The organism is Marivita sp., assembly GCF_051251565.1.
Classification (GTDB): domain Bacteria; phylum Pseudomonadota; class Alphaproteobacteria; order Rhodobacterales; family Rhodobacteraceae; genus Marivita.
In genome coordinates this window covers 137,419-151,608 of the sequence record NZ_JBPOFB010000004.1, presented here as the reverse complement: position 1 = coordinate 151,608, position 14,190 = coordinate 137,419, and the positions used below count along the sequence as shown (strand labels likewise).

Genomic DNA, 14,190 nt, shown 5'->3' with positions numbered 1-14,190 from the left:
GGCCGCGATCAAAAAGCACGGCGCGTGCCGCTTGCCCTTGGGCAGGGTGCGACCCATATCTTGGGTATGTTGAAACTCACACCGATCCTTCTTGCCATCATGTACGCTCTGGCGATGTACCATTTCTCGGTCTGGCGCACGAAACGCGAACTGGATGCCAAGTCTACCGAACTGGCGGACCCGCGCCTCAAGGCGCTGACCGACCGTTTGGCTGTCGCGCTAAACCTTGATCGCATCCGCGTTCATATCTACGAGATCGACCCGGTGAACGGCCTTGCCGCCCCTGATGGCCGCATCTTCATCACTCGTGGATTTTACCGCAAGTACCAGAACGGAGAGGTCTCGGGCGAGGAATTGGCGAGTGTGATTGCCCATGAACTGGGCCATGTCGCCCTTGGCCATACGCGCCGCCGCATGATTGATTTTTCCGGACAGAACGCCCTGCGCACCGCGCTGGCGATGGTGCTGTCGCGCTTTTTGCCGGGGGTCGGCGTGCTGATCGCCAATGCCGTCACAACCATGCTGGCCGCACGTTTGTCGCGCGGCGATGAGTACGAGGCAGACGCCTATGCCGCCGCCCTGCTGCACAAAGCGGGGATTGGCATCGGACCGCAGAAATCGCTGTTCCACAAGCTGGACGCGCTGACACTATCGCGCTCGGGCGTGGTGCCAGCATGGCTCATGTCGCACCCCAAAACGTCCGAACGCATTGCAGCGCTGGAAAAGCTCGAATCCCGCTGGAGCAATCTGCCCGCCGTCGATTGATCGGCGCGGGCCCGCCACATGGGCTCAGAGCGCTGGTTCTTCCTTTTCTAAAATACGCCAACCCGTAGCACCCCAGAGGCGCATCTGCGGGCTTGGTTAACCCACCACCGCGACCGAGACCGTCCCACGGTCTTCGCCATTGACCTGCACGGTCACGGCATGTGGGCCGGGATACCATGTGAACGTGCTCGCCTCCGCCTTGATCTTGTGCAGCTTGGTTACGGTCAATGGAACACCCGCCTTAAGCTGCGCGCTTTTCAGCTTGAACACCTTTTCACCGACCCGCCCGCCGGGGCGATGAAAGGTCACGCGGTAATCCACCATCACGGGCAGATCAACCTGAGCTGTCAGCGTCACCGACACCCGCATCGCAGCGCCGATCTGCACTGGGTCAGGCGTGACCCGCAACGTTACATCCATCGGAGTGCCTTGCCCGTAGCCCAAAAGTGCCAGCGCCTCTGCCTCGCCGCGCTTGACGGCGGTGCGCAGGGCGTGGCGCGTCATCCAGTCCAGCTCTTTCGGGGCCTGCACCCCGCGTGCCTGCCAATCGCGCAGCATCGCGCAGACACGGACCGGCACAATGCGGGACAGGTCGTTGAGGTGATTGGCCACAGATCGCGTCACGAACCGCGTCGGGTCGCCATGCAGCCGGTCCAAAAGATCCAAGGGCACCACCGGGTCCAAGGTCACATTGGCAGCCCAAGGCAGTCGGGGCCGCGTACCTTCACTCACCAACCGGCGCACATGGTAATGCGGATGATCACACCAGCCGCGCAATCGCGCCAAGGTCTCGTCTGGCCACCGATTCAAAAAAGGCCGGATGTAGAACTCCATCGAGAACCGCTGGGTCGCGGCCTCCAGCAGGTCCAGCGCCCGGTCGCGGTGATCCTCCAACCCGTGCCGCACCGCCAAAATCCCCGGAACCGCATGGATGAACCGACCAAAATCATCATCGGTCTGATCCGGGCTAAGCACCGGCGGCATCGCAGCCTCAAGCGCGTCCGCCATCGCGGGAAACTCACGCGGCAGTTGCTCTTCAAGGCACTCGGCAAGCCATTCCAGCCGCTCCAGCAGGCCGCGAGGCGCAAGCCCCGCGACTGCCTTGATCATGAACCGGTCCGGATCGAAACCCGGCAAGACACAATGTTCCCGCGCAAGCACCCCAATGGTGTCTGCGTTGAACAGCTCGTCTTTCAGGGAAAATCCCTGCACTTGCCCTTTGCCGTCCGGTCCGCGCGCCACCGATCAGATCGTGGCGTTGGTGGCCCCGCCATCGGCAAGGATGTTCTGCCCGATGATAAAGCCCGCATGCTGCGAACACAGGAACGCGCACATCGCGCCAAATTCCTGCCGCGTGCCATAGCGCCGCGCCGGAATTGTGCCCTGCCGATTCTTGCGCGCCTCTTCGACCGAGATTCCCTGGGCCTTGGACACGCCACCATCCAACTGGTCGGCGCGGTCTGTGGCATGGATACCCGGCATCATGTTGTTCACCACAACGCCGCTGGGGGCCACCTGACGGGCGGTGCCTGCCACATAGCCGGTCAGACCGGTGCGCGCCGCGTTCGACAGGCCAAGCGCCGGAATCGGAGCTTTGACCGATTGCGAAGTGATGTTGACCACCCGGCCCCAGCCGCGATCCATCATACCGGGCATCAACGCTGTCATCAGCGCAATCGGCGTCAGCATGTTGGCATCTAGCGCCTTGATGAAATCATCGCGGGTCCAATCCGACCACACTCCCGGGGGCGGACCACCGGCATTTGTCACAAGAATATCCACATCGCCTGCCGCAGCCAGTACTTTAGCGCGACCCTCTTCACTTACGATATCGGCAGCAACGGTCACCACCTCAACACCGTAGGTGCTGCGAATCTCTGCCGCCGTGGCCTCAAGCGCCTCTGCGCCGCGCGCATTCATGACAAGGTTAACGCCCGCTTCTGCCAACGCCTCCGCGCATCCGCGCCCTAATCCCTTGCTCGATGCGCAGACAAGCGCGCGCTTTCCGCTGATACCCAGGTCCATTCGATCTCTCCCAATTTTGACAAATTTCGTCCGTGAAATGTCACGACTTGCCCATAGACGTGCCACATTTCCCCACGATCTTAAAGGCATGACGGACGCTGCTATCCGGTTACTGCCCATTGAATGAGATACGTGTATGATTGTTGCCCCTGTTTCCCATGATGCCTCTTTCAAAGCGTGCCCAACCGACGGCATTCGCACCGAATTCGGTGTCTGCCGGGGCGAACCGATCCGCCGCCTAGAAGACCTGATGCTGGGGGACGTGTATCTGGCAAAACAAGCGGCCACATGGACCAAAGTTGGCGCTACGGATACGCACTTGTCTGCCTTCTCGCTGGACCTTGCCGCAAACCTTCCAGCCAAGACGCTGAAAAACCTCGCACATCTTATCTTTATGACAACAACCGGACGCCGCACCGATGTCTATGCCGCAGCGCATTGCGGCCAGCTTTATTTCGTGTCCGACACCGCCTTTGAACAGAGCGCTGAATATGTGCTGATCGACATCCGGACACGTGAGGACATCATGCCTCTGAAAATCGAACCAGTGCCGGTTGTGGCAGTCTCCGTATCCGCAACAGCACGCCAACCCATTTCCACCATGCGCCTGCACGCCTGACCCTGGCGGCGCAACCGTGCGCCACTTATGGACAAGACGCCCCGCGCCGCCTATACGCGCGGCCATGCTGGACACCGCTTCAAATCGCCCCGATCTGCCCGCCGAAATTGCTCGGCGGCGCACCTTTGCCATCATCTCGCACCCGGACGCTGGCAAAACCACGCTGACCGAAAAATTCCTGCTATACGGTGGCGCGATTCAAATGGCCGGTCAGGTCCGCGCCAAGGGCGAAGCGCGCCGCACGCGGTCGGACTTTATGAAGATGGAACAGGACCGGGGAATCTCGGTTTCGGCTTCGGCAATGTCGTTCGATTTCAAGAGCTTCCGCTTTAATCTTGTCGACACCCCCGGCCACTCGGATTTTTCCGAAGACACCTATCGCACGCTGACGGCAGTGGATGCAGCTGTCATGGTGATCGACGGCGCAAAAGGCGTGGAAAGCCAAACACAAAAGCTGTTTGAAGTGTGCCGTCTGCGCGATCTGCCGATCCTGACCTTTTGTAACAAGATGGACCGTGAAAGCCGCGACACCTTTGATATCATTGACGAGATTCAGGAAAACCTGGCCATCGACGTCACCCCGGCAAGCTGGCCCATCGGGGTCGGCCGCGATTTTTTGGGGTGCTACGATCTGATCCGCGACCGTCTTGAACTTATGGACCGCGCCGACCGCAACAAAGTCGCCGAAAGCATCGCCATCGAAGGGCTGGACGACCCGAAACTGGACGAACACATCCCCGCGCACCTGCTTGAAAAGCTGCGCGAAGAGATCGAAATGGCCCGCGAATTGCTGCCTGCGCTGAACCCGCAAGCTGTGCTCGAAGGGCATATGTCCCCGATCTGGTTCGGCTCTGCCATCAACTCCTTCGGGGTCAAGGAACTGATGGACGGGATCGGCACATACGGGCCAGTGCCGCAGCCGCAAAAGGCCAATCCACGGCAGATTCTTCCCGAGGAAACAAAGGTTTCCGGCTTTGTCTTCAAAGTTCAGGCGAACATGGATCCCAAACACCGTGACCGCGTTGCCTTTGTCCGGCTGGCTTCTGGCCATTTTCACCGCGGGATGAAGCTGACCCATGTGCGGTCCAAGAAGCCGATGTCGATCACCAACCCGGTGCTCTTTCTTGCCTCTGACCGGGAACTCGCCGAAGAGGCATGGGCCGGCGACATCATCGGCATTCCCAATCACGGCCAATTGCGCATCGGCGACACCCTGACCGAAGGCGAAGCTCTCAAGGTGACAGGCATTCCGTCCTTCGCGCCCGAACTGCTGCAAACCGTGCGCGCGGGCGATCCTCTCAAGTCAAAGCACCTTGAAAAGGCGCTGATGCAATTCGCCGAAGAAGGCGCAGCCAAGGTCTTCAAGCCGATGATCGGGTCTGGCTTTATCGTCGGCGTGGTCGGCGCGCTGCAATTCGAAGTGCTGGGAAGCCGGATTGAACTGGAATATGGCCTGCCCGTCCGCTTTGAGGCCTCGCAATTCACCTCTGCTCGTTGGGTTCATGGCGACAAGCTTGCGGTGGAAAAGCTAATCAATGCCAACAAACAGCATATGGCCGAGGACAATGATGGCGACGCGGTATACCTGACCCGCCTGCAATGGGACATCGACCGCGTGGCGCGCGATTATCCCGACGTGACCTTGTCCGCGACCAAGGAAATGATGGTGTGACCCAAGCGCGATTGTACGGGCTTGGATCACACCATCTCACACGCCTTTTTCGTTGATCCAGCCGCAGCGGCACGGCACTCTGCCAATATGAGCAGAGACACATCAAGGCCCAACCCCGCCTACCCGAACGGGCTTGCTGGCATCGTAGAGCACATGAACGCCCGGCGCGCGCCGCTAGGATTTGCCAAGGGCGAATCCTTGCCGCCGCTTGATTGTGATCTGACAGCACTTGCCAAGACAACTGTCTCAATGCCGCCAGACAGCAGCCGGACGACATCGGACAATGCGCGCAAGATTTGGGAAATCGCCCGCGAGCTGACGGGCCAGAACGCGCTCTTGCATCTCAATGGCCTGTTGATCGCGCATCTGCGTAAACGCAGCCAACCCAGCCACACCGCCGACCTGTTCCTGCGCCTGTGGACCGAGCAGGCCGATCTGCTGCTGCGCGAGATGGACCTGCGCTGGAAGGTCTCCAGCCTGACCACCTTTGGCGATCACGGAAAAACATCGGCACAGCGCAGCACGGGCCTCGCGCTGTCGACGCTCTTTGGCGCGATGAAGCTCTATGAAAGCGAACGGTTGTTCTCGGGCCGCGATGCAGACCGCCCCTTTACACTGGACGGTCGCGCCACATCGCCCCTGCCGCTGCAAATGAACGCATTTTCCCTGACCGATGGTGGGCTGGACGTGAACATGATTGGCCGCCTCTGGGAAGAGGCTGACAGCGATCCTGTTATCCGGCCCCTTGCCCATGACATGCTGCAGCGGCTGATCGACGATCCGCGCACGGTGTTCCGCCGCCTGCACCGCCTGCGCGTGCGCAAACTGCGGCGGATGGAACAGGCCACGGCGCCCAATGACGCGTCAGGTGTGACCGTTCCAGTGCCCAAACCCCGTGCGGGCACGCCGCGTTGGGGGCTGGTATGCACCACCAACGCGCCCTTGCGCGATGTGGCGCGGTTCGTGGCCCATCACCTCGATAGCGGCGCATCGCATCTTTACCTCTACCTCGATGCCCCTGACCCGGACATCGCGGCGCTGCTCAAAGGTCATCCCAAAATCACCCTCACACTCTGTGATGCGGCCTATTGGAAGAAGACCGGCAAAACCCGCCCCGAAGCGCATCAGCTGCGCCAGACCTTCAACGCGACCCGCGCCCTGCGCGATGCCGAAGGTACGGTAGATTGGCTGGGCCATATCGACACCGATGAATTTATCCTGACCAAAGGCAAGCTGTCCTCTGCGCTGAAATCCATCCCCGATGACATGGCCGGGGCGCGCCTGTTCCCTGCCGAGGCGCTGGCCGCGCCCGTCACCGGCGACCTGCCCAAACATTTCAAACTGCGCACCACCACCGACGGCGTGCCCGCACAGGCGGTCACCGACATCTACCCCACATTTGGCAGCTATGTGCGCGGCGGGTTTCTCAGCCATCTGGCAGGCAAGGTCTTTGCCCGCACAGGGCTGGGCGACATCCGCCTTGCCATCCACCGCTTGCGCGTGAAAGGCGCTGATGTGATCAACACCGCCACCCTGACAAACGCCTATGTTGGCCATCTGCATGCACCCGATTGGGACAGCTTTGCTGCCAAGCTTGAATTTCGCCAGACCAAAGGATCGTACCGCATCAAATCCGACGATGCCCCCAAGACGATCGGCACCCTGCTGCAATATCTACGCGATGAAGAAGGCGAAGCAGGATTGCGCCAGTTCTTTGACGAAATGTGCCAAGACAGCCCAGAGCTACGCACCCGCCTGAAACGGCACGGTCTGCTGCTGTCTCCGGCCTTTGACCCGGACAACGCCATCGAAAAGATCTTCGGCCTGCACCCAAATCGTTAAGGAAATGGAAACAATCTCCTCCAAAAAACGCGATTTGTTGCGATCAAGCCACCAATAACTCGCCCATATAGGCACATCCGCGCAGAAGGCGGCACGCTCATTGACCCGCCCAGCATCCCCGAGTACACACGCGTCAGATCGTGACTGTGGACTAACACAGGGCCAGACGGGCCGGATCGCAACAGACGCACGGGCGCAGGTAGTCCGTGAATAACGGATACACATGACAAAATTCTCTGAGTTGAACCTCAACCCGAAAGTCCTGAAAGCTGTCGAAGAGGCGGGTTACGATACACCCACCCCGATTCAGGCAGGTGCCATTCCCCCCGCCCTTGAAGGCCGCGATGTTCTGGGGATTGCCCAGACCGGAACAGGCAAGACCGCCAGCTTTACGCTGCCGATGATCACACTTCTGGCCCGGGGCCGCGCCCGCGCCCGAATGCCGCGCAGCCTTGTTTTGTGCCCGACCCGCGAATTGGCCGCACAGGTGGCAGAAAACTTCGACACCTATGCCAAGCACGTCAAGCTGACCAAGGCGCTTCTTATTGGTGGTGTCAGCTTTAAAGAACAAGACCTGCTGATCGACAAGGGCGTGGATGTTCTGATCGCCACACCGGGTCGCTTGCTGGACCATTTCGAACGCGGCAAGCTGTTGTTGACCGGCGTTCAAGTGATGGTCGTGGACGAGGCAGACCGCATGCTCGATATGGGGTTCATCCCCGACATCGAACGCATCTTCAGCCTGACACCTTTCACACGCCAGACGCTGTTCTTTTCGGCCACCATGGCGCCCGAGATCGAACGCATCACCAACACTTTCCTGTCTGCCCCGGCCCGCATCGAGGTGGCGCGTCAGGCATCGGCGTCAGAGACGATCGCACAGGGCGTCGTGATGTTCAAAGCGTCGCGCCGCGACCGCGAAGGCACCGAAAAGCGCGAACTTCTGCGCAAGCTGATCGACGCGGAAGGCGACAAATGCACCAACGCCATCGTGTTCTGCAACCGTAAGACCGATGTGGATATCGTGGCCAAGTCGCTCAAGAAATATGGTTATGACGCCGCCCCGATCCACGGTGATCTGGACCAGTCGCAGCGCACCAAAACCCTCGAAGGGTTCCGCGAAGGCAGCCTGCGCTTCCTGATTGCGTCGGACGTCGCAGCGCGCGGCCTTGATGTGCCGTCAGTCAGCCACGTCTTCAACTTTGACGTGCCCAGCCATGCCGAAGACTATGTGCACCGCATCGGCCGCACAGGTCGCGCCGGACGAGACGGCAAGGCACTGATGATCTGCGTGCCGAAGGACGAAAAGAACTTCGATGCCATCGAACGTCTGCTGCAAAAAGACATCCCCCGTGTGGACAACCCCATGGGCAACTCTGCCCCGATCTCAGAGGACGAGGTCAAGGATACAGGCACCGACGGCGACAAGCCCGCCAAACCGCGCCGCACCCGCGGTGGCCGTGGCCGCAGCAAACCCGCCGACAAGTCCATGGAGGCAACCAGCAGCGCACCCGAAACTGTGATTGCGGAAGCCAAGCCGGAACCCCGCAAAGAGCCTGCCAAGGACGTCGCACAAGAACCAGTGCGCGAGCAAAAACAGCAGCAGAAGCCGCAGCAGCACGCGGACACGCACCGCAACAACAGCTCTGGCAACGCAAACGCCAATGCGAACCGCAGCCGCCGCAATGATCGCGGTGGGCGTGACAACAATGTTGTTGGAATGGGCGATCACATGCCCACATTCATCGCCAAAAGCTTTGACGAACGCCGCGCAGGCTAGACAACGTGATCCCGTTTCCGCCCTCGGAAACGGGACGATGCCTCAACGCATCGCCCGCCTAGAATGGCCGCATCAATTCTGAACAAATTGCAGGCAAATCGCCAAAGCAGTCAAACGCCCGGTCATGGGGGATGTCTTCTACCGGCTTTGTGCGAATGCCCTCGGTGAAGAACGCGAACGGCACCCCTGCCCGCTGCGCGGTCTCGGCATCCACATCACTATCCCCGACATAGAGACCCTTGGTCGCGCCCATGCGATCAAACGCCATGCGCAGAGGCGCCGGGTCTGGCTTGCGCACCGGCAGCGTGTCACCCGCGATGATCACATTGAACCACCTGGCCAAATCAAGCACCTCAAGCACGGCAGCCAAGGGAACGCCCGGCTTGTTGGTGCACAGCCCGATCTTGTAGCCCTCCGCCTTTAACGCCACGAGCATATCCAGCGCACCGGGAAAAACCGTGGTCAGACCGGTGCTGGCTTTGTAGTGGGCAATGAACGCTGCCATCAGCGTGTCATACTCATTCGCGTCCAACGCGGTTGCGGCGATCAGCCGATCAAGGAACACACGTTCCCCCATACCGACAAACCCACCGACTTGCGACTGCGGCAGCGGGCCCAGCCCGTGATCTGCCAACAGCGCATTTGCCGCCGCTGCGATGTCCGGGAGGCTGTCGATCAGCGTCCCGTCCAGATCGAAAACAACCGCCGGTGTCATCCCAATCGACTGATGACAACGGTCACTTCCGCTTTCTTGCCGATTTCATTTTGCGTTGTCTGACGCGCAACCCGGCGCAACCCTTCTTCGAGCTTGTCATCATCGGTGATCGTCTTGGCCCCGGCCCGCCCGATGAATTGTGACAGATCTTCTTCCAGAGCATCCACCAGTGACGCGTTGTTGCGGCCCATTTCGGGAAGCCCCATGACTTCGCACCACGGCTCGCCCAGCATCTCGTCATCTTCATCAAGAATCACCGTGACGATCACATGCCCATTCAGTGCCATGCGAATCCGGTCCCGCACGATCCCATCCATCGCGCCGATCTTCACTGAGCCGTCGAGATAGGTGCGCCCGGTTTCAACATATTCGGCCACCGTTGGCACATTGCCGGACAGGTCCATCATCATTCCGTTGACGGCCAACACGCCCTTGCGCCCGCCCGCGCCTGCAACCTTCACATGCTCGCGCAGGTGGCGGTGCTCACCATGCATCGGGATGACAAGCTGCGGGTTGACTGCCGCGTGCATTGTCTCAAGATCAGGCCGGTTGGCGTGACCCGACACATGATACTTGCCCGAGCTGTCATCGACAACGTCCACACCCTGTTCTGAAAACGCGTTCATGATAGTGATCACACCGCGCTCATTGCCGGGGATGGTCTTGGACGAGAACAGGAACAGATCGCCTTCAACCATCTTGAGTCCCTGATACTTGCCCCGCGCCAATTGCGCCGATGCCGCGCGGCGTTCGCCCTGGCTCCCTGTCACGATCAGCATGACGTTTTCCCGCGGGATCTGCGTCGCTTCTTCCGGGCTGACCACGGTCGGGAAATCCGCCAACACGCCCGTCTTGATCGACGCCTCGACCATGCGCCGCATCGCGCGGCCCAACAGGCAAACCGATCGCCCGGCCCGATGCCCGGCCTCGGCCAGCGTCTTGACCCGCGCCACATTGGACGCAAAGGTCGTCGCCACGACCATACCCTTGGCCTCGCGCACCAGCGTTTCAATCTCGGGTCCGACAGTCACTTCGGATCGGCCTTCATGCAACGAAAACACATTGGTCGAGTCGCAGATCAGCGCCTTGACGCCGGGTTTGCCGACCTCTTCCCACAGCGCGCGATCAAAGGCTTCGCCAACAACCGGCGTTTCGTCGATCTTGAAATCACCCGAATGTACCAACCGGCCCTTTGGCGTGTCGATCACCAGCCCCGAGCTTTCGGGGATCGAATGCGAGATCGGCACAAAGCCTACCTTGAACGGGCCTGCCGTCACGACCTCGGGCCATGGCGACACTGTGCGCACAGTCTCGGGGGATTGCCCCGCATCCTCCATCTTGAGACGCGCAATATGCGCCGTGAACGCCCGCGCATAGATCGGCGCGCCCAGCTCTTCCCAGAAATGCCCTACCGCGCCCACATGATCTTCATGCGCATGGGTGATAAAGATCGCCTCAAGCTGGTTGCGACGCGCCTTCAACCACGAGATATCCGGCAGGATCAGGTCCACCCCGGGCGTGCTGTCCATGTCCGGAAAGGTGACGCCAAGATCCACAAGGATCAAACGTTCTTCACCGGGTTTGCCATAGCCATAGACATAGGCATTCATGCCAATTTCGCCTGCTCCGCCCAAAGGCAGATAGATGATCCGTTCACCGCTCATGATATTTCCGATTTCTTGTTGTATGTGTGAATGACCGTCAAACCATGCATGGTCAGGTCATCTTCAATTGTGTCAAATAGCAGGTCGCCCTGTGCGAACAAGGGCGCAAGCCCGCCTGTGCCGATCACCTTCATGGGACGGCCGTATTCTTCCTTGATGCGCGTCGTGATCCCTTGGATCAATCCGATATATCCCCAGAAGATACCGGATTGAATACAGGCCACCGTATTGGTCCCGATCACGCGCTCCGGTTGCGAAATGTCCACATGCGGCAGCGCCGCCGCCCCTTGGTGCAGCGCCTCAAGGCTGAGGTTCACCCCCGGCGAGATAACGCCCCCGACATATGCCCCGTCTTCAGCCACCACATCAAAATTCGTCGCCGTGCCGAAATCGACGACAACCACATCCCCGCCATGGCGGTCAAAGGCCCCCGCGGCATTGGCCAACCGATCCGGCCCCACGCCGGTGCCAGCATCCACACGCGGCGGGTGCGGCAACAGGCATTCCGGCTTGCCCACCACAATGGGGCGCACTCCAAAGAACCTGTCCGAGAACACCCGCAGGTTCCACACCACACGCGGCACCGTCGACGAAATGATCACATCCGATATATCCGCCTCGATCCCGTAGTGCTTGATCAGGGTCGAAAACCAGGTGAAATAGGCATCTGCCGTGCGCCCGTGATGGGTTGATGTGCGCAACGTGCACAAGAACCGCTCCCCATCCCAGATCGAAAAAACGGTGTTGGTGTTACCGCAATCAATACACAGAAGCATCCAAAAGGCTCCTCAAAAGAAAATATCCGCCGCCGCAATGGCCTGACGCCCTGACGCGGTGTGTAGGACGATCCGCCCCTCAACGTCCACTGTCTCGAATGTGCCGGTTATCTCGGTCTCACCCATTCGGGCCGTGACCGTCTCGCCCAAACGCGCCGCCCGCGCCAGCCAAGCCTCGCGGATCGGCGCAAACCCATAGGTCACAAACTGCGCCTCATGCCGCGCAAAGGCATCCGCCAGCGCAACAAGAAACACCTCCGGTGTCACATCCACACCAAGCGCCGACAGAACCGACACCGGTGCCACAGCCCGCGCCTCGACCTCCGACATCTCTGGGGCCGCTACGAGGTTCACGCCGATCCCGATGGCCAGGTGATCCCCAAGGCTTTCCAGCAGGATGCCCGCGACCTTGCCCCCCGTCAGCAGAACGTCATTCGGCCATTTGAGCGCCAGACCCTCTGCACGCCCCGACACCGCCACAAGCGCATCATACAGCGCCAGCGCCGCCACAAAGCTGCGCAAGGCGCGTCTGTCCGGCGTCTCGACCGTCGGCATCACCAGCGTGGCGGCAAAATTGCCAGCCGGGTTCACCCAGGCCCGCCCCCGCCGTCCGCGCGCCGCCGTCTGGTGCAGCGCACAGATCCAGGTCGGGCCCGCCAAATCCCGCGCTTGCCGCGCGGCCTCGGCCATGGTGCTGTCCACCTCGGGTAACACCTGCCGCCCATATCCCATGGGCCAGTCAGCCATGCCAACACCCGGTTTCTTTGGGCTGGAAATACCTCGGGTGTTTGGGGGCAGAGCCCCCAAGCGGCATACCGCGCAGCGGGGCGCAAAAAACAAAGCGACGCGCCATTGGCGCGTCACAAGGTTTCAACGATGCACATCGCTTAATTGACAAGGGTCGCCGCCGCAGCCGCCGCCGCCCCCTCGATCCCGAACAGGTTCACAACACCCACCACCATGATCACGGCGCTGGCCATCAGCATACCCCAAAGAACCGGCGATCTGCCCTGATCCAACACGTCGTCGCGCTCTTCGCCAAAATACATGTAGAACACGATCCGCAAGTAATAGAACGCCCCGATCACCGACGCGATCACACCGGCAATCGCCAACCACGCCAGCCCCGCCTCATAGGCCGCGCGCAAAACGTAGAACTTGCCGAAAAAGCCCACCAGCGGCGGCACGCCAGCAAGGCTGAACAGCAGCACCAGCATCGCCAGCGCTTTGCCCGGTTCCCGCTTGGAATACATGTTGAGCGATGCAATGTTAGACACCGGCTGACCGTCGCGGCTCATCGACAGGATAAAGGCAAAGGTGCCCACGTTCATCGTCACGTAAATCGCCATATAGATAAGCATCGCCTGCACGCCGAAGACCGTGCCAGCCGCAAGGCCCATCAGCGCATAGCCCATATGAGCGATCGACGAAAACGCCATCAGACGCTTGATATCTGTCTGACCAATCGCGGCAATCGCGCCAAGGAACATCGACAGCACGGACAAAAGCGCAATGACCTGCGACCAATCGCTGACCGCATCGCCAAACGCGTCATGCATCACCCGCGCAAATAGCGCCATCGCCGCCACTTTCGGGGCCGTGGCAAAGAACGCGGTGACCGGTGTGGGCGAGCCTTCGTAGACATCCGGCGTCCACATGTGAAACGGCACTGCCGACACTTTGAACGCCAAACCCGAAATCAGGAACACGAGGCCAAACAGCATCCCCAGTGACATGTCACCGTGCTGCGCTGTCTGGACGATGCCGGAAAACAGCGTGGTGCCGGAATAGCCATAGATCAGCGACGCACCGTACAAAAGCAAACCGGACGACAACGCGCCCAGAACGAAATACTTCAGGCCCGCTTCGGTCGATTTCAGGCTGTCGCGGCGCAAAGAGGCCACGACATAAAGCGCAAGCGATTGCAGTTCGAGCCCCATATAAAGCGCCATCAGGTCGCCTGCGGACACCATCATCATCATGCCGACAACCGCCAGCGCGATCAGGATGGGGTATTCGAACCGCAACAGGCCACGCCGCGTCATGTAGGCTTCGGACATCAGCAGCACCGCTGCCGCAGATACAAGGATCACCACCTTGGCAAAGCGGGCAAACCCATCATCGATGAACATGCCATTGAAGGCCACGTTGGTGCCTGCCCCGGTCACGCCGATCCAGATCGCAAGTGCCAGGAACAACGCGCTTGTGGTCCAGACCAACAATGACGCCGCGCCGTCCTTGATCGTGTAAACCGCGCCCAAAAGCGCCAGCATCGCATAGACCGCCAGAACGATTTCCGGCAGGATGATAGCCAGATCAGCCGCGAGCATAG

The 14,190-nt window shown here is 60.4% G+C and carries 12 protein-coding genes; 5 read left to right on the top strand and 7 right to left on the bottom strand.

Annotated features, from left to right (window positions below; genetic code table 11):
• The first annotated feature begins 66 nt into the window (after positions 1–66).
• Complete coding sequence (locus tag ACSHXH_RS07415; RefSeq protein WP_435671320.1) at positions 67–765, top strand: M48 family metalloprotease; 699 nt, start codon at positions 67–69, stop codon at positions 763–765.
• A gap of 96 nt (positions 766–861) precedes the next feature.
• Here the strand turns inward: ACSHXH_RS07415 and ACSHXH_RS07410 are convergent, their stop codons facing one another.
• Together ACSHXH_RS07410 and ACSHXH_RS07405 are read right to left on the bottom strand one after the other, a co-directional pair.
• Entirely contained in the window at positions 862–2,007 is a 1,146-nt protein-coding gene (locus ACSHXH_RS07410; protein WP_435671144.1) for a hypothetical protein, read from the bottom strand.
• A gap of 3 nt (positions 2,008–2,010) precedes the next feature.
• Positions 2,011–2,790, bottom strand: a complete 780-nt coding sequence (locus ACSHXH_RS07405; RefSeq protein ID WP_435671143.1) for an SDR family oxidoreductase — start codon at positions 2,788–2,790, stop codon at positions 2,011–2,013.
• Between the two features lie 136 nt (positions 2,791–2,926).
• Between ACSHXH_RS07405 and ACSHXH_RS07400 the strand changes: the two genes are divergently transcribed.
• The 4 genes from ACSHXH_RS07400 to ACSHXH_RS07385 all read left to right on the top strand — a co-directional run bounded on the left by ACSHXH_RS07400 (position 2,927) and on the right by ACSHXH_RS07385 (position 8,703).
• On the top strand, positions 2,927–3,409 hold the full coding sequence (locus ACSHXH_RS07400; protein WP_435671142.1) for a hypothetical protein: 483 nt from the start codon (positions 2,927–2,929) through the stop codon (positions 3,407–3,409).
• A 64-nt stretch (positions 3,410–3,473) separates the two neighbouring features.
• The gene (locus ACSHXH_RS07395; protein ID WP_435671141.1) at positions 3,474–5,081 is read left to right on the top strand and encodes a peptide chain release factor 3; all 1,608 of its coding nucleotides are present in this window, start codon (positions 3,474–3,476) and stop codon (positions 5,079–5,081) included.
• 87 nt (positions 5,082–5,168) lie between these two features.
• On the top strand, positions 5,169–6,923 hold the full coding sequence (locus ACSHXH_RS07390; protein ID WP_435671140.1) for a glycosyltransferase family 2 protein: 1,755 nt from the start codon (positions 5,169–5,171) through the stop codon (positions 6,921–6,923).
• A 223-nt stretch (positions 6,924–7,146) separates the two neighbouring features.
• Positions 7,147–8,703 carry a DEAD/DEAH box helicase gene (locus tag ACSHXH_RS07385; RefSeq protein WP_435671139.1) on the top strand — a complete coding sequence of 519 codons (1,557 nt, stop codon included), beginning with the start codon at positions 7,147–7,149 and terminating at the stop codon, positions 8,701–8,703.
• A gap of 58 nt (positions 8,704–8,761) precedes the next feature.
• On the opposite strand, the gene gph is transcribed toward ACSHXH_RS07385, so the two are convergent.
• The 5 genes from gph to nuoN all read right to left on the bottom strand — a co-directional run bounded on the left by gph (position 8,762) and on the right by nuoN (position 14,188).
• The gene (gph, locus tag ACSHXH_RS07380) at positions 8,762–9,418 is read right to left on the bottom strand and encodes a phosphoglycolate phosphatase (protein WP_435671138.1); all 657 of its coding nucleotides are present in this window, start codon (positions 9,416–9,418) and stop codon (positions 8,762–8,764) included.
• Complete coding sequence (locus ACSHXH_RS07375) at positions 9,415–11,082, bottom strand: ribonuclease J (protein WP_435671137.1); 1,668 nt, start codon at positions 11,080–11,082, stop codon at positions 9,415–9,417. The genes gph and ACSHXH_RS07375 overlap by 4 nt, the downstream gene beginning before the upstream one ends.
• Complete coding sequence (locus ACSHXH_RS07370; RefSeq protein ID WP_435671136.1) at positions 11,079–11,858, bottom strand: type III pantothenate kinase; 780 nt, start codon at positions 11,856–11,858, stop codon at positions 11,079–11,081. Before ACSHXH_RS07370 ends, ACSHXH_RS07375 begins: the two co-directional genes overlap by 4 nt.
• Positions 11,859–11,870: 12 nt before the next feature.
• Complete coding sequence (locus ACSHXH_RS07365) at positions 11,871–12,605, bottom strand: biotin--[acetyl-CoA-carboxylase] ligase (protein ID WP_435671135.1); 735 nt, start codon at positions 12,603–12,605, stop codon at positions 11,871–11,873.
• A 140-nt stretch (positions 12,606–12,745) separates the two neighbouring features.
• Positions 12,746–14,188 (bottom strand): NADH-quinone oxidoreductase subunit NuoN, encoded by a 1,443-nt coding sequence (gene nuoN, locus ACSHXH_RS07360; protein ID WP_435671134.1) that lies wholly within the window; start codon positions 14,186–14,188, stop codon positions 12,746–12,748.
• Positions 14,189–14,190: the final 2 nt, after the last annotated feature.